Source organism: Rhizobium sp. BK316 (assembly GCF_014193695.1).
In the GTDB taxonomy this organism is placed as follows: Bacteria; Pseudomonadota; Alphaproteobacteria; order Rhizobiales; family Rhizobiaceae; genus Rhizobium.
Map to the genome: position 1 here is coordinate 203,632 of NZ_JACHZR010000002.1, position 18,111 is coordinate 221,742.

Annotated in this window: 21 protein-coding genes; 12 read left to right on the forward strand and 9 right to left on the reverse strand. The window is 60.4% G+C overall.

What is annotated here, in order from left to right:
* Both lepA and tenA read right to left on the reverse strand, forming a co-directional pair.
* Complete coding sequence (lepA, locus tag FHT87_RS09505) at positions 1 to 1,833, reverse strand: translation elongation factor 4 (protein ID WP_183727691.1); 1,833 nt, start codon at positions 1,831 to 1,833, stop codon at positions 1 to 3.
* 76 nt (positions 1,834 to 1,909) lie between these two features.
* Complete coding sequence (gene tenA, locus FHT87_RS09510; RefSeq protein WP_183727693.1) at positions 1,910 to 2,608, reverse strand: thiaminase II; 699 nt, start codon at positions 2,606 to 2,608, stop codon at positions 1,910 to 1,912.
* A gap of 129 nt (positions 2,609 to 2,737) precedes the next feature.
* Here tenA and FHT87_RS09515 point away from each other — a divergent pair, with 129 nt between their 5' ends.
* Both FHT87_RS09515 and FHT87_RS09520 read left to right on the forward strand, forming a co-directional pair.
* Complete coding sequence (locus FHT87_RS09515) at positions 2,738 to 3,307, forward strand: XRE family transcriptional regulator (RefSeq protein WP_183727694.1); 570 nt, start codon at positions 2,738 to 2,740, stop codon at positions 3,305 to 3,307.
* Between the two features lie 28 nt (positions 3,308 to 3,335).
* A complete protein-coding gene (locus FHT87_RS09520; RefSeq protein WP_183727696.1) occupies positions 3,336 to 3,854 on the forward strand; it encodes a GNAT family N-acetyltransferase in 519 nt (172 codons plus the stop codon).
* Here FHT87_RS09520 and FHT87_RS09525 read toward each other — a convergent pair.
* Positions 3,836 to 4,462, reverse strand: coding sequence for an HAD-IA family hydrolase (locus tag FHT87_RS09525; RefSeq protein WP_183727698.1), 627 nt, complete (start codon positions 4,460 to 4,462; stop codon positions 3,836 to 3,838). The two genes, FHT87_RS09520 and FHT87_RS09525, sit on opposite strands and share 19 nt — an antisense overlap.
* A 153-nt stretch (positions 4,463 to 4,615) precedes the next feature.
* Between FHT87_RS09525 and FHT87_RS09530 the strand changes: the two genes are divergently transcribed.
* From FHT87_RS09530 to FHT87_RS09540, 3 genes are all read left to right on the forward strand, one after another.
* Positions 4,616 to 5,641 (forward strand): histone deacetylase family protein, encoded by a 1,026-nt coding sequence (locus FHT87_RS09530; protein WP_183727700.1) that lies wholly within the window; start codon positions 4,616 to 4,618, stop codon positions 5,639 to 5,641.
* Positions 5,642 to 5,650: 9 nt separating this feature from the next.
* Positions 5,651 to 6,202 (forward strand): recombination regulator RecX, encoded by a 552-nt coding sequence (gene recX, locus FHT87_RS09535; RefSeq protein WP_183727702.1) that lies wholly within the window; start codon positions 5,651 to 5,653, stop codon positions 6,200 to 6,202.
* Between the two features lie 93 nt (positions 6,203 to 6,295).
* Positions 6,296 to 7,189: an EamA family transporter gene (locus FHT87_RS09540; RefSeq protein ID WP_183727704.1), complete on the forward strand. Its 894-nt coding sequence runs from the start codon at positions 6,296 to 6,298 to the stop codon at positions 7,187 to 7,189.
* Between the two features lie 4 nt (positions 7,190 to 7,193).
* On the opposite strand, the gene FHT87_RS09545 is transcribed toward FHT87_RS09540, so the two are convergent.
* Positions 7,194 to 7,661 (reverse strand): truncated hemoglobin, encoded by a 468-nt coding sequence (locus FHT87_RS09545; RefSeq protein WP_183727707.1) that lies wholly within the window; start codon positions 7,659 to 7,661, stop codon positions 7,194 to 7,196.
* A 173-nt stretch (positions 7,662 to 7,834) separates the two neighbouring features.
* Here FHT87_RS09545 and mbfA point away from each other — a divergent pair, with 173 nt between their 5' ends.
* Entirely contained in the window at positions 7,835 to 8,818 is a 984-nt protein-coding gene (mbfA, locus tag FHT87_RS09550; protein ID WP_183727709.1) for an iron exporter MbfA, read from the forward strand.
* Positions 8,819 to 8,949: 131 nt separating this feature from the next.
* Here mbfA and FHT87_RS09555 read toward each other — a convergent pair whose 3' ends face one another.
* Together FHT87_RS09555 and FHT87_RS09560 are read right to left on the reverse strand one after the other, a co-directional pair.
* Positions 8,950 to 9,549 (reverse strand): transglutaminase-like cysteine peptidase, encoded by a 600-nt coding sequence (locus tag FHT87_RS09555; protein WP_183727711.1) that lies wholly within the window; start codon positions 9,547 to 9,549, stop codon positions 8,950 to 8,952.
* Positions 9,550 to 9,758: 209 nt separating this feature from the next.
* Positions 9,759 to 10,556, reverse strand: a complete 798-nt coding sequence (locus tag FHT87_RS09560) for an alpha/beta hydrolase (protein WP_183801390.1) — start codon at positions 10,554 to 10,556, stop codon at positions 9,759 to 9,761.
* A 179-nt stretch (positions 10,557 to 10,735) separates the two neighbouring features.
* Between FHT87_RS09560 and infC the strand changes: the two genes are divergently transcribed.
* The 5 genes from infC to pheT all read left to right on the forward strand — a co-directional run bounded on the left by infC (position 10,736) and on the right by pheT (position 15,890).
* Positions 10,736 to 11,272 (forward strand): translation initiation factor IF-3, encoded by a 537-nt coding sequence (gene infC / locus FHT87_RS09565; RefSeq protein WP_183729176.1) that lies wholly within the window; start codon positions 10,736 to 10,738, stop codon positions 11,270 to 11,272.
* Between the two features lie 300 nt (positions 11,273 to 11,572).
* Positions 11,573 to 11,776, forward strand: coding sequence for a 50S ribosomal protein L35 (gene rpmI, locus FHT87_RS09570; protein WP_004108077.1), 204 nt, complete (start codon positions 11,573 to 11,575; stop codon positions 11,774 to 11,776).
* Positions 11,777 to 11,815: 39 nt separating this feature from the next.
* Positions 11,816 to 12,220, forward strand: a complete 405-nt coding sequence (gene rplT / locus FHT87_RS09575) for a 50S ribosomal protein L20 (RefSeq protein WP_112541929.1) — start codon at positions 11,816 to 11,818, stop codon at positions 12,218 to 12,220.
* Between the two features lie 148 nt (positions 12,221 to 12,368).
* Positions 12,369 to 13,451 (forward strand): phenylalanine--tRNA ligase subunit alpha, encoded by a 1,083-nt coding sequence (gene pheS / locus FHT87_RS09580; RefSeq protein WP_183801393.1) that lies wholly within the window; start codon positions 12,369 to 12,371, stop codon positions 13,449 to 13,451.
* Positions 13,452 to 13,466: 15 nt separating this feature from the next.
* Positions 13,467 to 15,890, forward strand: a complete 2,424-nt coding sequence (gene pheT, locus FHT87_RS09585; RefSeq protein ID WP_183801397.1) for a phenylalanine--tRNA ligase subunit beta — start codon at positions 13,467 to 13,469, stop codon at positions 15,888 to 15,890.
* Between the two features lie 50 nt (positions 15,891 to 15,940).
* Here the strand turns inward: pheT and FHT87_RS09590 are convergent, their stop codons facing one another.
* Together FHT87_RS09590 and FHT87_RS09595 are read right to left on the reverse strand one after the other, a co-directional pair.
* Positions 15,941 to 16,300: a nuclear transport factor 2 family protein gene (locus tag FHT87_RS09590; protein ID WP_183727719.1), complete on the reverse strand. Its 360-nt coding sequence runs from the start codon at positions 16,298 to 16,300 to the stop codon at positions 15,941 to 15,943.
* A 114-nt stretch (positions 16,301 to 16,414) separates the two neighbouring features.
* Complete coding sequence (locus FHT87_RS09595; RefSeq protein WP_183727721.1) at positions 16,415 to 16,915, reverse strand: ferritin-like domain-containing protein; 501 nt, start codon at positions 16,913 to 16,915, stop codon at positions 16,415 to 16,417.
* A 144-nt stretch (positions 16,916 to 17,059) separates the two neighbouring features.
* On the opposite strand from FHT87_RS09595, the gene FHT87_RS09600 reads away from it, so the two are divergent.
* Entirely contained in the window at positions 17,060 to 17,677 is a 618-nt protein-coding gene (locus tag FHT87_RS09600) for a hypothetical protein (protein ID WP_183727723.1), read from the forward strand.
* Here FHT87_RS09600 and FHT87_RS09605 read toward each other — a convergent pair.
* Positions 17,667 to 18,110, reverse strand: coding sequence for a GNAT family N-acetyltransferase (locus FHT87_RS09605; RefSeq protein ID WP_183727725.1), 444 nt, complete (start codon positions 18,108 to 18,110; stop codon positions 17,667 to 17,669). The two genes, FHT87_RS09600 and FHT87_RS09605, sit on opposite strands and share 11 nt — an antisense overlap.
* Between the last annotated feature and the right edge of the window lies 1 nt (position 18,111).

The window sequence follows — 18,111 nt, forward strand, 5'->3', positions numbered from 1 at the left end:
TTACTCGTCGCCCATCTTGAGCGCCGCGATAAACGCTTCCTGCGGGATTTCCACCTTGCCGAACTGACGCATGCGCTTCTTGCCTTCCTTCTGCTTTTCCAGAAGTTTGCGCTTGCGGGTGGCGTCGCCGCCGTAGCACTTTGCGGTCACATCTTTGCGCAGCGCCGAGATGGTTTCGCGGGCAATCACGTTGCTGCCGATCGCCGCCTGGATCGGGATCTTGAACATGTGCTTCGGGATCAGCTCCTTCAGCCGCTCGCACATGTCGCGGCCGCGCTTTTCAGCCGCAGCGCGGTGCACGAGCATCGAAAGCGCGTCGACCGGCTCGCCGTTGACGAGGATCGACATCTTGACGAGGTTGCCTTCGCGATAGCCTTCGAGATGATAGTCGAAGGACGCATAACCCTTGGAGATCGATTTCAGCCGGTCGTAGAAGTCGAAGACGACTTCGTTGAGCGGCAGTTCATAGGTCACCATCGCGCGGGTGCCGACATAGGTCAGCTCGGTCTGGATGCCGCGGCGGTCCTGGCAGAGCTTCAGGATGCCGCCGAGATAGTCGTCAGGCGTCATGATCGTTGCCTTGATCCACGGCTCGCGGATTTCGGCGATCTTGACGACGTCGGGCATATCGGCCGGATTGTGCAGCTCGCGCTCGCTGCCGTCGGTCATCGTCAGCTGATAGACGACGGAGGGGGCGGTCGCGATCAGGTCGAGGTCGAACTCGCGCTCCAGGCGCTCCTGGATGATTTCGAGATGCAAGAGCCCGAGGAAGCCGCAGCGGAAGCCGAAGCCGAGTGCCGCCGACGATTCCATTTCGAAGGAGAAGGATGCGTCGTTGAGACGAAGCTTGCCCATCGCGGCACGCAGGTCTTCGAAATCAGCGGCATCGACCGGAAACAGACCGCAGAAGACCACCGGCTGCGCCGGCTTAAAGCCCGGCAGCGCCTGGGCCGTCGGGCGCTTGTCTTCGGTGATGGTGTCGCCGACGCGTGTATCGGCCACTTCCTTGATCGAAGCGGTGATGAAGCCGATCTCGCCCGGGCCGAGGCTGTCGACATTGACCATCTTCGGCGTCAGCACGCCGACGCGCTCGACCTGATACTTGGCATCCGTGCCCATCATGCGGATCGTCTGTCCCTTGGACAGCACGCCGTCGATGATGCGCACCAGAACCATGACGCCGAGATAGGTGTCGTACCAGCTGTCGACGAGCAGCGCCTTCAGCGGCGCCTTTTCGCCGCCGGGGCTCTTCGGCGCCGGCAGCTTGTGAACGATGGCTTCCAAGACGTCGGGAATGCCGAGACCGGTCTTGGCCGAGATCAGCACGGCCTCGGATGCATCGATGCCGATCACTTCCTCGATCTGATCCTTGATGCGGTCGGGTTCGGCCGCGGGCAGATCGATCTTGTTGAGGACAGTGACGAGCTCGTGATTGTTGTCGATCGCCTGATAGACATTGGCGAGCGTCTGGGCTTCCACGCCCTGTGACGCGTCGACGACGAGCAGCGAGCCCTCGCAGGCCGACAGCGAGCGCGAAACTTCATAGGCGAAGTCAACGTGGCCGGGCGTGTCGATGAGGTTCAGCACATAGGTTTCGCCGTTATTCGCCTTGTAATGCAGGCGCACGGTCTGTGCCTTGATGGTGATGCCGCGCTCGCGCTCGATATCCATATTGTCGAGCACCTGCTCGGACATCTCACGCTCGGCAAGGCCGCCGGTCGTCTGGATGAGGCGGTCGGCAAGTGTCGATTTGCCGTGGTCGATGTGGGCCACGATCGAGAAGTTGCGGATATGGGATAGCGGAGTCGTCGAATTGGTGCTCATGCGCGCCATATAGCAGCGCGCAGATCGCCCGCAAAGCGGTAATTATCCCGCCGTTTACGCTATTTTGAAGTCTGGGAAGCGCGCCTCAGACCGGCCACCTCTCCAGCCGCCAGGCCGAATCCCAGAACATCCATTCATATTGCGAGGCGCGCGCGAAGGCGTCCATCATCTGTTGGCGCTCTGCGGGAGAGGCGGTGCGGGCGGCCATATCCGTCAGTGCGATCACTTCGCGGGCGCCGGCTGCAAATTGCGGATCGCCATAGGTATTGATCCAGGCCTGGAACACATTGCCCTCGATCGCCGGCCTGCCCTTGATGCCTTCGCCGACATGCCAATAGATCCAGAAGCACGGCAGGATGGCCGAAAGCGCCACAGCATAAGAGCTGTGATAGGCCGTCGCCAGCAGGAAATTCGTATAGGCGAAGCAGGAGGGAGAAGGCTCCGCAGCCGTCACATCCGCGCTCGAAATGCCGAACTGGCTCAGGAAACCGGCATGCAGGCCCTGCTCGACGGTGATCGCCTTCTGTGCCGAGCCGAGGAAGCGCAGCACCTGCGCATTGTCGGGCGCCTTGGCCGCGACGATGGCGAGGCAGCGGGCATAGTGCTTCAGATAGATCGCGTCCTGCAGGATATAATGGCGGAAAACCTCCGGCGGCAGCGTTCCGTCCGAAAGCCGTTCCAGCAGCGGCAACCGCTCGATCTCGGCCATGATGGGCTTGATGCGGTCCCAGGCGGCAGCCGTGAAGTTTGCCGTCGTCTCAGTGCCCTGCGCAATGCCGTCCATGCTGGTCTCCGCTCTTCAATGCCGTTGTCATATATCGACGGCGCTGTGGTGAAAGCAAGGCTGTTCGCGAGGGCTTGATTCCATCATCAGATCTTGTATTTCTCTTATAGTAGAAACTTGGGTTAAGACATGGAACAGGAACTCGAACAGGCGATCGGCATCCGCATCCGCGCGCTGCGGCTGGAAAAGAGCCTCACGCTGGATGATCTGGCCACAGCCTCCGGCGTGAGCCGCGCGATGATCTCCCGCATCGAGCGCGCGGAAGCGAGCCCAACGGCCTCGCTGTTGGCGAGGGTCTGCGCCGCACTCGGACTGTCGCTTTCAGAGTTTTTTGCCGATGAAGGGCAGGACGTGTCGCCGCTCCTTCGTCGTGAGGACCAGCAGGTCTGGCGGGATCCAGAAACCGGCTATATGCGCCGCGCCGTCTCGCCGCGGGGTACGGCTTCCGATGTCGATATCGTCGATGTCGAGTTTCCGGCCGGCGCGCGCGTCAGCTTTCCGCCGCATGCCGCAAGTCGCGGCATGACCCAGCATGTCTGGCTCTTTGACGGTGAGTTGGAAATGACCGTCGGCGAGACCGTCCATCGCCTCAAGCCCGGCGACTGTCTCTTCATGCCGGTTGGCGACGGCCATGTCTTTCACAATCCGGGTCATGCGCCGGCACGCTATTGCGTCGTGCTGGATCACGGCAGCCACTAATTCACGCTTGTTTATCAGGGGAATATTTATGCCGAGGATCCGCCTTCTCTCCGCCGCCGAAGCCCACGCCGCCATTCCCGATCTTTGCGAGGTGCTGGCCGACTGCGTCAATGGCGGCGCCTCTGTCGGCTTCATGCAGCCCTATACATCGGCTGATGCCGAACCCTATTGGCGTGGCGTCGCCGAGGCCGTGGCTGATGACGCCACCCTGCTGTTTGTCGCCGAAGTCGACGGCAAAATTGTCGGCACCGTGCAGGTCGGCGCTGCCCAGATGCCGAACCAGCCGCACCGCGGCGATCTGAAGAAGCTGCTCGTCCATCGCTCCGCCCGCGGCTATGGCCTGGCGCGCCTGCTGATGGAAATGGCCGAACAGGAAGCGGCCCGCCGCGGCAAGACGATCCTCGTCCTCGACACGGCAACCGGCAGCGATGCCGAAGTGATCTATCCGCGTCTCGGCTGGGAGCGCGTCGGCGTTATCCCCGATTACGCGCTATGGCCGGAAGGCGGGCTTTGCGCCACGACGTTGTTCTACAAGCGGGTCGCCTGAGCAGTCTGCGTAAAGGCGGCGATAGCATCTGCAAGCGCCGACGCCGGTGTCCAGTGCAAAGCCTTCCATCCGAATTGCGTGGCTGTCGCAATATTCTCCTCGACATCGTCGATAAAGCCGATGTCTTCAGGCGCGACACCGACGCCATCGGTCGCAAGGCGGAAAAAATCGCTTTCAGGCTTTCGACTACCGAGCGCTGCGGAATAGAAGATGCCGTCGAAAAGCGCCCCCAGTTCGAGCACGTCGCGCAGATAGGCCGCGCGCCTGTGCTCCTGATTGGTCGCAAGATAAAGAAGCGTACCTTCGTCTTTCAGGCGTGCGAGGTCGGCAAGCAGGTGCCGGTCCAGGCGAGAGTCATTTTCGAACCAGTAGTCGAGCAGTTTCTCGGCGGTGAGATGCGGGGCGATGCGGTCGAGAACCTCCGTCAGGCGGGGTTCGATCGGCTCCTGTCCCGTGACGATCCCGACCCAATAGGGTTTGAAGAATTCCTGCTGAAGCAAGGACGGCGCCAAGCCGAGGTCGCGTTCGAGGTAGGTAAAGAGCGGCAGACCGTCCGTCGGTCGCCCGTGGACCAGCACGCCATCGACATCGACCATCAGGATTTTCATGGGGCATAATCTCTTGAGGAAAAGCGGTGCATTCTGAAATCGGGTTGAACGTGGCGTCGTCCGTCGTGACGATCAAGGCGTGTTCAGCGCTTTTTTCTTCGGACGGGCCTGTGTAAGGCTTGAGATCGACAGACTGATTTGCGGAGGACACTCGTGCGCGTCATCTATTCCGAAGACCACAAACTGCGTGATGCGAAGACGGAGCTGCATGATGGTCAGCTCGTGACGCCCTTCGAGGCGCCGTTCCGGGCGGAATGGATCCTTGCTGCGGTCAAGGAAGCAGGCTTTTCGGATGTCGTCGCGCCGGAGAGCCATGGCCTCGAAACCGCACGCAAGGTGCATGACCCGGCCTATCTGGAATTTCTGGCGACGGTCTGGGATCGTTGGGTGGCGGCAGGATATAAGGGCGAAGCGATCGCCAATTCCTTCCCTGTTCGCCGCACCAGCCAGCGCGTGCCCGAAAATATCGTCGGCGCGATTGGCCATTATGCCAATGCTGCCGATACCTCCATCACCAAAGGGTCCTACGAGGCTGCCATTGCCTCCATGCGCTGCGCGATGACGGGCGCCGACTGGCTCAATGCCGGCAACCGCTTCGCCTTCGCGCTCTGCCGCCCGCCCGGCCATCACGCGGGCATCGATCTCTTCGGCGGCTATTGCTTCATCAACAATTCCGGCGTCGCGGCCCAGCGCCTGCTCGATCACGGCGCCGGGAAGATTGCCGTGCTCGATGTCGATTTCCACCATGGCAACGGCACACAGGATCTCTTCTATCGCCGAGGCGACGTCTTTACCGCCTCGCTGCATGGCGATCCCATCCACGCCTTTCCCTATTTCCTCGGCCATGCCGATGAACAGGGCGAAGGGGAGGGCGAGGGTGCCAACCGCAATTACCCAATGGCGCGCGGCACGAGTTTTGATGTCTGGTCGGCAGCACTTGCCGATGCGCTCTCCCGCATCAAGGCCTTCGGTGCGGAGGCGATCGTCATGGCGCTCGGCGTCGATACGTTCGAGCGCGATCCGATTTCCTTCTTCACGCTGAAATCGGAGGATTTCATCCGCATGGGCGAGATGATTTCCGCTGTCGGCCTGCCCGTCGTCACCTGCATGGAAGGCGGTTATGGGGTGCCGGAAATCGGCCGTAACGTCGCCAATGTGCTCAAGGGCCTGGAAGCCTGATCACTGCCGATGACCGAGGAGACCATTTCATCCGATATCCCGACGTCCCGCATGCTGAGTTGGGCACGCAATTCGACCATCTACCGGCTCGAGCGGCGCATGATGACGGAAAAGCAGCTCTTTGACGCCATCACCCGCAAGGCGAAGGAGAAGTTCGAGGATATCAGCGCAGCCCAGGTCAAGGCCGTCGCCGATTTCGCCGTCAAATTCGCCTATGACAACAAGGCGATCGACGATACCGCCTATGCCGAAATCAGCACGCGTTCCGCCGTGCGCAGCGGCAAGTCGAAACGCGCCATCGCCCAGAAGCTTGCGGTCAAGGGCGTCTCCAGTGACAGGGTTGAGGCTGCGCTTGAAGAGGCTGACGATCTCTATGCCGCGGCGATATTCGCCCGCAAACGCGCCTTCGGCCCCTTTCGCCGCGTTGAGCTTGACGAAAAACGAAAGGCGAAGGAGCTCTCCGCCTTCGCCCGTAACGGCTTCAGCTTCGAGATCGGCAGGAAAGTTTTCGAGATGAGCTTTGAGGATGCGGAAGAGGTGATCCTCGCTGGTCGTCTCTGATATCGCATCAAGCCTTTTGCTACCCCGATCAGAAGTTTGAATTTGTCGCCCGCAAGCTGCCTTCGTATGAAGAGCGCGCGATTGGAGACATCAATGGAAGACAGAACGAATGCCGGAGCGGGCACGCTGACCGCGCAGACATCATCGGCATTGGGCGGGGTAGCGGCTGGCGGGCTGATGTGCCTCATGTCCATGTCGTCAATCCAGTTCGGTGCAGCCCTTTCCTCCTCTGCCATCTCCACCTATGGGCCGGCCGGCGCCAGTTGGCTGCGCCTTGTCTTTGCAGCGATCATCCTGGCGATCGTCGTGCGCCCGCGCATGTCAAGCTACAGCCGCGACCAATGGACAAGCGCCCTGGTCCTCGGCACGACGACCGCGCTGATGACCATGAGCTTCTTCTCGGCGATCGAGCGCATTCCGCTCGGTCTTGCCGTGGCGATCGATTTTCTTGGCCCGCTTGCTGTGGCAACCATCGGCTACGGGTTCGGCCGGCGTCTCGTCTGGCCGCTGGTTGCCGCGCTCGGCGTTCTGGCTCTCGCTCATGATGGTGAAGGTTGGGTTGGCGATCCCTTGGGTGTTCTCTTCGCGTTCGGCGCGGGAACCGGCTGGGCGATCTATATCGTTCTGACGAAGAAGATCGGTGCGAGCTTCAAGGGACTGGAAGGGCTTGCCGTGTCGCTCATGGTTGCCGCTTTGGTTGCGACACCCTTCGGTTTTGCCGGCGCTGTGCCGAAGCTTGATGCTTCCGGTCTGATCGAAATGGCGGGCCTTGCCATTCTCGTGCCGCTGCTGCCCTACACGCTGGAATTGATCGCCTTGCGGCGCTTACCGACAACCTCCTTCGGCATTCTTATGAGCCTCGAGCCGGCCATTGCCGCACTCGCAGGTTTCATCATCCTGATGCAGCCCATGACGCTTCTGCAGATGGCCGGAACGGCCTTGGTCGTGGCCGCAAGCGCTGGTGCGACCTTTTCGGCAAGGCAGTGAAGGGTCAGTCCGTCTTCTTCGTGGGATCGTCGAGCGCCGGATTGTAGAAGAGCGACAGCGTCAGGCTTTTGGCGATCCGCTCCGCCGTCGCCATGAACCAGTCCTTGGCTTCCGGCGTCGGCGCCACGTCGTCGAGCGTTGTGGAAAACAGCGAAAGCCATTTCGGGAAAAGATCCGTCGTCATGTTCGCGACGCCGAGATGCGCCTGCACCGGCTTGCCGCCATAGGCACCGCTCCGGAAGGCGACGGCCGACCAGAAGCTTTTCATCCTGTCCATATGTTCGGGCCAGCGCCCGGAAAGCCGCGCATCGAAGACAGGCCCGAGTTCAGGATGCGCCAGTACCCGCCCGTAGAAGGTCTCCACCAGCTTTGAAATGAAGGCCTCGTCCACGCCGATCTCTTTCATCTCGGCTTCGGCCTTTTCGCGGATCGCTGCAACATGTGCGGCCCGCCCCTGTATCTCATTATTCATCTTTAACCTCGGCGCCGCTTGCAACTCGCGGCCTTCATATAGGTTGACGAGCCGTCTCAGCAAAGCGCGATCGGTCGATCGCGTCATTATGTCAATCCCGCAGGGCTTTGATCTTGACCCACGCTGCCTGCCCCTTTAAGTTTAGAATAATTCTAAATTATTGGAGATTACCTATGCTGGCACGGTTTTTCAGATCACCGAAACGTTCTTTCCGTTCTCTCTCCGAGCAGGAAATCCTGGCGCTCGCCATTGCCTCGGAAGAGGATGATGCCCGCATCTATCTCGCCTATGCGGAACATCTGCGAAAAGAGTTTCCGGCTTCCGCCAAGGTGTTCGAAGATATGGCTGAGGTGGAGGACACGCACCGAAGGTCGCTGATCGAAATTCACCGTCAGCGCTTCGGTGAGCGAATTCCTCTGATTCGCCGTGAGCATGTCGAGGGATTTTACGAGCGCAAGCCCGACTGGCTGCGCGCCAACCTGTCTCTCGATGCCATCAGGCAGGAGGCCGAGGCGATGGAGGAACAGGCCTACCGCTTCTATATCGAGGCGATCAAGCACACCTCTGATGCCTCCACCCGCCAGTTGCTCGGCGATCTTGCGCTCGCCGAACAGGGCCATGAGGACATCGCCCGCATGCTCGGCGACAAGCACACGCCTGAGGATGTGAAGAAGGAAGAGGATGAGACGGCGCGTCGCCGGTTCGTGCTGACCTATGTGCAGCCGGGCCTCGCCGGCCTCATGGACGGTTCGGTTTCCACGCTCGCACCGATCTTTGCCGCCGCCTTTGCGACGCAGGATACCTGGCAGACCTTCCTCGTTGGTCTCTCTGCCTCGGTCGGCGCCGGCATCTCGATGGGCTTCACCGAAGCGGCTCACGACGACGGCAAGATTTCCGGCCGCGGCTCGCCGATCAAGCGCGGCCTTGCCTGCGGTATCATGACGGCGCTCGGCGGTCTCGGCCATGCGCTGCCCTATCTGATCCCGCAATTCTGGACCGCGACCATCACCGCCGCCATCATCGTCTTCTTCGAGCTCTGGGCGATCGCCTTCATCCAGAACAAATATATGGAGACGCCGTTCCTGCGCGCGGCCTTCCAGGTGGTTGTCGGCGGCAGCCTCGTACTGGCAGCCGGCATTTTTATCGGGAACGCGTGAATATGAGGGTGACGGGCGGTCGGGCGAAGCCCGAGCAATCGATCCGGTGAATCGATTGCAGCGCGACCGCATTCCTCAAATGAAAAAGACCGGCTTTCGCCGGCCTTCCCCACAGTCCCCCTCAAAACTCTTTACTTCAGAGCGCCGACCAGGACGTCGCGGCCATTCTCGATGGTGACCCAGCGGCCGGCATTGAAGCTCGACTGGCGCTTGATGAACGTATAGGGCGTCGAAAACCACGGCTTGACGTCGGTCGCGAGGTTGTCGAGCACGAAGTCGCCTTCGGCGGTGCGCAGCGTCAGAACCGCGTGGCCTTCCCCGTCAGGCTTGCGCACGACGGTCATCAGCAGGTCTGCGGGCGAGAAGCCGCGCTGGATGAGAATACGGCGCTTCAGGAGCGCGAAGTCCTCGCAGTCGCCGGCCGTGGTCGGATAGGCCCAGACCTCGTCCTTGCCGTAGATTTCCTTGTCGGTCATCGGCGTGATGGTGCGGTTGACGGTCGCGTTGACGGCGCGGACCGTGGCCCACTTGCCGCCGGTCATGGCGAGCGGGCCACTATTGCGATTGGCACCGCATTCAGCGCGATGCGTCTGACAGAAGTCGTAGTGACCGATCGGCTGCGAAGTCGCACTGCCGGTCACCATGGAGGCATTCTTGCTAGGAGCCGGAATAGCCGCCGGCGCCATTGCAAACACGGCCATCATGGCCACGAGGAAACCCTTGATCCGCACGCCCTACTTCCCTGCATCGCCCTTTATTTATTAACAAACAGTTAACGGAGAGGGCCGAAAGGAGTCAATCGTTACTTCTTGTGAGGACTTTGCAACTCGCAGACATGGTTAAAATGCAACGTAACCTTTGGGTGATTGAACGGAACTTGTTCAACCATGGCATTCTATTGAGGCAGCTGCATATTCTTTGGCGAGTGACCGGCTTCCACTTAGCGGATCAGGCCTTTGACGGCGCTGCGCAGCCGTTCGATGTCCTGCGGGCGCGAAAGCCGGTGGTCGCCGTCGCGGATGAAGGTCAGCACCACATCGTCGGCCGGAAGATGTTCGACCAGCTTCATTGCGTGCAGATAGGGAACATCTGCATCCTTCATGCCTTGCAGGATATGGATCGGGCAGCCCGTTTCGATGATCCCGGTCAGCACCCGGTTCTCGCGCCCGTCTTCGATCAGCGCGCGGGTATAGATATTGGGCTCCACACTATATTGCGAACGCTCCTCGAAGTAACCGCGCTGTTCAAGAGACGTGCGTTCTTTCTTCCTGAGGTTCGGTTCGATGAGATCGGAGGTGAAGTCCGGGGCCGGTGCGATCAGTACCATGCCCTCGAGCCTCGGCCCGCCATGCCGCGCGAGCTCCTGCGCCACCCTGAGCGCAATCCAGCCGCCCATCGAGGAGCCGACGAGGATCATCCGGTCCGGTGCGATATGACGGATCACTGCGAGCGCCTCCTCCAGCCAGCGCGAGATCGTGCCATCCGTAAAGGCGCCGCCGGAAAGTCCGTGGCCGGAATAGTCGAGACGGATGCAGGCCGCGCCCAGTTCCGAGGCCAGCCGGTCGATCTCGATAGCCTTGCTGCCGCTCATGTCCGATCGGTAGCCGGATAGCCAAACGAGGGCGGGAAGGTCGGTGTTGGGCTGAGCCGGGCGCACCAGCATGGCGATCTGCCGCGCAGCCTCGTCTTCACCGACATCGAGGAATTCGGGCTCAAGGACGGTCATTTGATCGGACATCGGGCAGAACTCCTGTTGTTTTGGCCTATAAAACAGATTCTTGACAGGCTGACAGCAGGTGATTTTTCCGCTAAAGGGTGTTATTGACTCCGTTGCAGCGATGACGTGACCTCGTTTGTGCCCCCTTCGAGAGGGACACGAAGCTGCAACGTTCCGAACAACGCGAGGAGAATACGACCATTCGCAGACCCTTTAAAACCGACGCGCCCGTAAAGGATGGACCGCGCTCGAACCGGGAGATTCGCATTCCCAAAGTTCAGCTGATCGCAGCTGACGGACAGAATATGGGCATCGTGCCTACCGACCAGGCCTTGAGAATGGCGGAAGAAGCCGGCCTCGATCTCGTCGAAATTTCCCCCAATGCCGAACCGCCGGTATGCAAGATCCTCGATCTGGGCAAGCTGAAATATTCGAACCAGAAGAAGGCCGCCGAGGCGCGCAAGAAGCAGAAGATCGTTGAAGTCAAAGAAATCAAGATGCGCCCGAACATCGACACCCATGATTATGAGGTGAAGATGAAGGCGATGGGCCGCTTCTTCGACGAAGGCGATAAGGTAAAGGTGACGCTGAAGTTCCGCGGCCGCGAAATGGCGCACCAGGAACTCGGCATGAAGCTTCTCCAGCAGGTCAAGGCCGATACGCTCGAGATCGCCAAGGTTGAAGCTGAGCCCAAGCTCGAAGGCCGCCAGATGATGATGGTGCTGGCGCCGAAGTGACCGGAGCCGCATCCTTTCGCTCAAAGCCGTCCGACAGGGCGGCTTTTGTGTTTTCCGAGGCGGCAAGATTCGTCATCCGCCCCGTTGCACTTTCATGGCGCTGCGGTTATAAGCGCGCGTCCGAACTGACCGGCAGGGCATGCCGTGGCAGTTTCGAATGCTTGCGGGCAGGTTTCGTCACTGGACCCGCAGATCAACAACAAATGCTCCCGCGCCTTTGGCGAAGACCGTAAAACCGGGCTTTCGCGGAAGGGCTTCTTTAACGAAGCGGGTGAGGAGCTCTCAGAACGGAGTAGCAAAATGCCCAAGATGAAGACGAAGTCCTCTGCCAAGAAGCGGTTCAAGATCACCGCTACCGGCAAGGTCAAGGCGGCTGCCGCTGGCAAGCGCCATGGCATGATCAAGCGCACGAACAAGTTCATTCGCGATGCACGTGGCACGATGGTTCTGGCAGAACCCGATGGCCGCAAGGTCGTGAAGAACTATCTGCCGAACGGTCTCTGAGACTATTCCGGTAACGCGTTAGATTAAGGAGATCATGAAATGGCACGTGTAAAAAGAGGCGTCACCGCCCACGCCAAGCATAAGAAAGTTCTGAAGCAGGCTAAGGGTTTCTACGGCCGCCGCAAGAACACCATCCGTACTGCCAAGGCTGCCGTCGATCGCGCCAAGCAGTACGCATATCGCGACCGCAAGGTTAACAAGCGCAACTTCCGCGCCCTCTGGATCCAGCGTATCAACGCTGCCGTCCGCGAATTCGGCCTGACCTACGGCCGCTTCATCGACGGTCTAAACAAGGCTGGCATCGAAGTCGACCGCAAGGTTCTCTCCGACATGGCAATCCACGAGCCGGAAGCATTCGGCGCCCTGGTTGCTGCCGCCAAGAAGGCCCTTGAATACCTCAAGGACACCGGCACGGCTAACGAGTTTGAAGGCGCGGTTCGTTAACCAGCGCTTCCCAAGCTTGACGCTTTTTTGAATTTTGGGAAACCCGCGCTGGTTTGGGCTGGCGCGGGTTTTTCTTTCTCTATAGTGCTGGCGCCGGCCGCCCGGCCCGCCATTTCGAACGCCGCCTGATCTGGACGGAAAGAAGACAATGTCAGATATCGACCAGCTGAAATCCTCTTTGCTTGCCGAAATTGCCGCCGCCAATGACGAGCCTGCGCTCGAAGCGTTCCGCGTTTCGGCGCTCGGCAAGAAGGGTTCCGTTTCAGAACTCCTGAAGACGCTCGGCGCCATGACGCCGGAAGAGCGCCAAACTCGCGGCGCGGCGATCAATGCCCTGAAGAACGAGGTGACGGACGCGCTTGCCGAACGCAAATCGGTGCTGAAGGAAGCGGCCGTCAACGCCCGCCTGAAGGCTGAAACGGTCGATGTCAGCCTGCCGGTCCGGTCCTCGCCCGCCGAGCGCGGCCGCATCCATCCGATCAGCCAGATCGTCGATGAAATCACCGCGATCTTCGGCGACATGGGCTTCTCGATCGCAGAAGGCCCTGATATCGAGACCGACTACTACAATTTCACGGCGCTCAATTTTCCCGAAGGGCATCCGGCGCGCGAGATGCACGACACCTTCTTCTTCAATCCGGATGAGGAGGGTGAGCGCAAAGTCCTGCGCACGCATACCTCGCCGGTGCAGATCCGCACGATGGAAGCGCAGAAGCCGCCGATTCGCATCATCATTCCCGGCAAGACCTATCGCCAGGATTCCGATGCCACGCATTCGCCGATGTTCCATCAGGTCGAAGGCCTGGTCGTCGACAAGAAGGCCAATGTCGCCAACATCCGCTGGGTGCTGGAAGAGTTCTGCAAGGCCTTCTTCGAGGTCGACAGCGTGACGATGCGTTTCCGTCCGTCCTTCTTCCCCTTCACCGAGCCGTCATTCGAGGTGGATATCCAGTGCGACCGCTCCGGCCCGATCGTCAAGTTCGGCGAGGGCACCGACTGGATGGAGATCCTCGGCTGCGGCATGGTCCACCCGAACGTGCTGCGCTACGGCGGCCTCGATCCGGACGAATATCAGGGTTTCGCCTGGGGCATGGGCCTCGACCGCATCGCCATGCTCAAATATGGCATGCCCGACCTGCGCGACTTCTTCAATGCCGATGTCCGCTGGATGAACCATTACGGCTTCCGCCCGCTCGACATGCCGACGCTGTTCGGCGGCCTGAGCGTTTAAGGGAGGATTCGACCTATGAAATTCACGCTCTCCTGGCTTAAGGATCATCTGGAAACGGATGCCACGCTCGATGAAATCTGCACCCGCCTGACTGAGATCGGGTTGGAGGTGGATGATGTCGACGACAAGGCAGCCTTCAAGCCCTTTGTCATCGCCAAGGTTCTCTCGGCCGAGAAGCATCCGCAGGCAGACCGCCTGAAGGTGCTGATGGTCGATATCGGCCAAGGTGCTCCGGTACAGGTCGTCTGCGGCGCGCCGAATGCACGTGCCGGCCTCGTCGGCGCTTTCGCGGCTCCCGGCACCTATGTTCCCGGCATCGACGTGACACTGTCAGTGGGCAATATCCGCGGTGTCGAAAGCCGCGGCATGATGTGCTCGGAAAAGGAACTGCAGATCTCCGACAATCACGACGGCATCATCGACCTTCCGGAAGATGCGCCAGTCGGCACGAGCTATGCCGCATATTCCCATCTCGACGACCCGGTCATCGAGATCAACCTGACGCCGAACCGTCCGGACTGCACCTCGATCTACGGCATCGCCCGCGATCTCGCAGCCTCCGGCCTCGGCACGCTCAAGACGCGGCCCGCTCCGACCTTCGCCGCCGAAGGCGAAACGCCGGTGAAGCTGACGCTCGATCTCGATGACACGAAGCTTTGCCCCGGCTTCAGCCTGCGGCTCGTCCGTGGCGTCAAGAACGGCCCAAGCCCGCGCTGGATGCAGCAGCGGCTTCTCACCATCGGCCTGCGTCCGATCAATGCGCTTGTCGATATCACCAACTACATGACCTTTGATCAGGGTCGGCCGATGCACGTCTTCGACGCCGCCAAGGTCACGGGCAACCTCACCGTCCGCCGCGCCAGGGAAGGCGAAACCGTGCTGGCGCTCGATCAGCGCGAATACAAGCTCGGCCCGAACAACGTCGTCATCGCCGATGAAAACGGCATCGAATCGATCGGCGGCATCATGGGCGGCGAACATTCCGGCTGCGACGAGAACACTGTCGACGTGCTGATCGAATCCGCTCTCTGGGACCCGATGAACATTGCCAAGTCCGGCCGCGGGCTCGGCATCATCACCGATGCCCGCTACCGTTTCGAGCGCGGCGTCGATCCGGAATATATGGTTCCCGGCCTCGAGCGCACGACGGAGCTGGTGCTGGAGCTTTGCGGCGGCACGCCGGCCAAGGCCGAGATTGTCGGCTACAAGGGTTATGAGCCGAAGATCGTCGACTTCCCCTATTCGGAGGTCAAGCGCCTGACAGGCCTGGACGTCTCGACGGAGGAAAGCAACACGATCCTGGCCCGCCTCGGCTTCAAGGTTTCCGGCTCCGGCGAGCGCGTTTCCGTGTCCGTTCCTTCATGGCGTCCCGATGTCGACGGCAAGGCCGATCTCGTCGAGGAGGTCATGCGCATTCACGGCGTCGACAATATCAGGCCGGCCCCGCTCGAAAGCCATGCTGCCGTCAACGGCAAGATCCTGACAACGCTGCAGATCCGCACCCGCGCGGCCAAGCGCGCCCTTGCCTCGCGCGGCATGCTGGAGGCCGTCACCTGGTCCTTCATTCCGGAAGATCAGGCAAAGCTCTTCGGCGGCGGTTCCGCAGCCCTCAAGCTCGCCAATCCGATCGCTGCCGAAATGTCGGACATGCGCCCCTCGCTGCTGCCGGGTCTGCTGACGGCCGCCCAGCGCAATGCCGATAAGGGCTATGGCGACGTGGCGATCTTCGAAGTCTCGGGTACCTACGAAAACGACACGCCGGAAGGCCAGCGGCGCGTGGCGGGCGGCATCCGCCGCGGCACAGCCTCGCTTGCCGGTGCCGGCCGCATGTGGTCGAACGCCTCAAAGGGCGGCGGCAAGCCGGTTGACGTCTTCGATGCCAAGGCTGACGCACTGGCAGTTATCGAAGCCTGCGGCCTGCCGATGGGCAATATCCAGATCGAGCAGGGCGGTCCCGAATGGTATCACCCCGGCCGTTCCGGCACGATCAAGATGGGTCCGAAGGTGATCCTCGGTTCCTTCGGCGAGTTCCATCCGACGACGCTCGAAAAGCTCGATGTCTCCGGCGCCCTCTGCGGTTTCGAAGTCTATCTCGATGCCATGGCCGAGCCGAAGAAGAAGGCAACCCGCACCAAGCCGGCGCTCGATCTCTCGCCCTTCCAGGCCGTCAAGCGCGACTTCGCCTTCGTCATCGACAAGACGGTGGAAGCCGGCGCCATCATCAAGGCTGCCACCGGCGCCGATCGCAAGCTGATCACAGGTGTCAATGTCTTCGATATTTTCGAAGGTGCCTCGGTTGGCGAAGGCAAGAAGTCTGTCGCGATTGAAGTCCAGATCCAGCCGGCCGAGCGCACGCTGACCGACGAGGATTTCGAGGCGCTGACGCAGAAGATCGTTGCCAGCGTCGCCAAGTTTACCGGCGGTGTTCTCCGAAGCTGAGCCGGCTACAAGCCAGATATTATAGCCGGCAGCGCGGGCTGCCGGCTTTTTCATATGTGAAGATGATAGAGCTTGCTGACGATCGTCCAGCGGCCCTCGATCTTCAGCAGCGAGAGATAGTCGGTGAAGCGCATGCCGGCGAATTCGTCGGTTACTTTCACGGTCGCTGCATCGCCTGATATATCGATGCTTTCGATATCCATGTAAGGTTGAGTGCCGGGCGGTGCTGCCCCTTCCTCGATGATTGCGCCAATGAATTCATCGCGCGAGAGCCATTCCACCGCGTTTTGATAGTGCCCGATGATCGAACTCTTCGGGTGGAACGCTTTCTTCAGGGCTGCCTCATTGGCGAAGGCCATGCCCTCGACATAGAGATGAACCGTTGCTTCGATTGCCTGCCTGTCGGCCATATCGACACCTCGCCTCATATTCTGAAGGAGATGATAGCGGGGTCGTCGGCGAAGACAAGACTGGGAGAAGGAGAGCAGCCGGCGGTGGCCGCTCTCCTTATGTGAGGACAAGTATCAGGCTGCGCGCGAAGCCTTCTGGTTCGCGGCAGTCATTGCAAGCTTTGTCAGAAGCTGGTCGGTCTTGCCTTCTTCCTGCAGAGTCCGGTCGAGAAGCGTGACGGCTTCCTTGAAGCCTAGCGTCTGCGCCCAGGTCTTCAGCGTGCCGTAGCGGGCGATTTCATAATGCTCGACGGCTTGGGCTGCAGAAATCAGGCCCGCATCGATGGCCGATGTGCCTTTGAATTCCTCCATGATTTCCTCGCCCTCGGCGATGATGCCCTGGATCGCTTCACAGGTTTTGCCCTGGGCACGCTTGCCGATGATTTCGAAAACCTGCTGCAGTCGCTCGACATGGCCTTCAGTTTCTTCACGGTGCTTTTCGAAACCTGCCTTCAATTCCGTCGATTGAGCAGCGCGTGCCATCTTCGGCAAGGCGCGCAATATCTGCCGTTCGGCAAAATAGATGTCCTTCAGCGTATCGTAAAACAGATCTTCCAGTGTCTTTTCCTTGGCCATTGTTCCGTTCCTTTGTTGATGGATTTGCGCCCCTCGGGCGACATTTCTTAGAAGTTGGCACCGGGCTAATTGTTCCCACGCATTTCGGGTGGAATCACTGCATCGTCCGGGCGACGGTATCGTCAGGAATCGGGAGGACCGTGCATGAAGAAACCGAGATCGATGAAGGGGCTCGAGGATCTTGGCCGGGTGCGCCTGTCGAAGAACTTCTTCTTCCGCGATTTTCTCCACTCCGAGATCGCCGATTTCTATCGGATACCAAACATCCCCGACGACCCCGATCTTGCAATCGAGACAGGCCGTCGCCTGTGCGAGGAACTTCTGGAGCCGCTGGAAGCGAGTTTCGGGCGCTTGCATATTCGCTCCGGCTACCGTTCGCCCGAGGTCAACCGCTTCGGCAACGAGAATAAGCTCAACTGTTCGACCAATGCAGCCACGGCTGCCCATCACATCTGGGATGTCAGAGATTTTGACGGCTGCATGGGCGCTGCCGTCTGCATCGCCATCCCGTGGATGGTCGACCGCTACAGCGATGAAAGCGACTGGCAGCGGCTCGCCTGGTGGATCCATGACCACCTGCCTTATGCCTCGCTCTGTTTTTTTCCGAAGCTATGGGCCTTCAACATCCAGTGGCACGAGCGGCCGAAGCGTGTGATCCAGAGTTATGTGCGCCCACGCGGCATCCTGACCAAGCCGGGCATGGCCAATTGGCAAGGCGATCATTCCGAATGGTATGAGGGCTTTCCGCCGCTCAGAAATTGATGCGGTAGCGGATGTGGCCGTCACTCTCGACGTAAGTATCGTAGAGCGCTTGGGCCGTCTTGTTCTGCTCGCTCGTATGCCAGTAGAGCCGCGACCAGCCATTCTTCTTGCAGAGGTCGACGAGGTCGTCCATCAGCGCCCGGCCGACGCCTTTGCCGCGCACCTTCTCCGATACGAACAGGTCTTCGAGATAGCAGTCCTTGCCGCGGATCCACGTACCTTCATGCGTCAGGCAGAGTGTGAAGCCGACGACTTCGCCGTCGAGTTCCGCCACCCGCATGAAGATTGCCGACGCCGGATCGAAGACCCGGCGCCACGTGGAATCAGTGATGTCGGCATCGACGGTGACCTCGTAGAAGGCGAGATAGTCTGCCCAGAGCGCACGCCAGCGTGTCTCGTCTTCGGGTTTCGCGTCACGGATCGTCACGGTCATG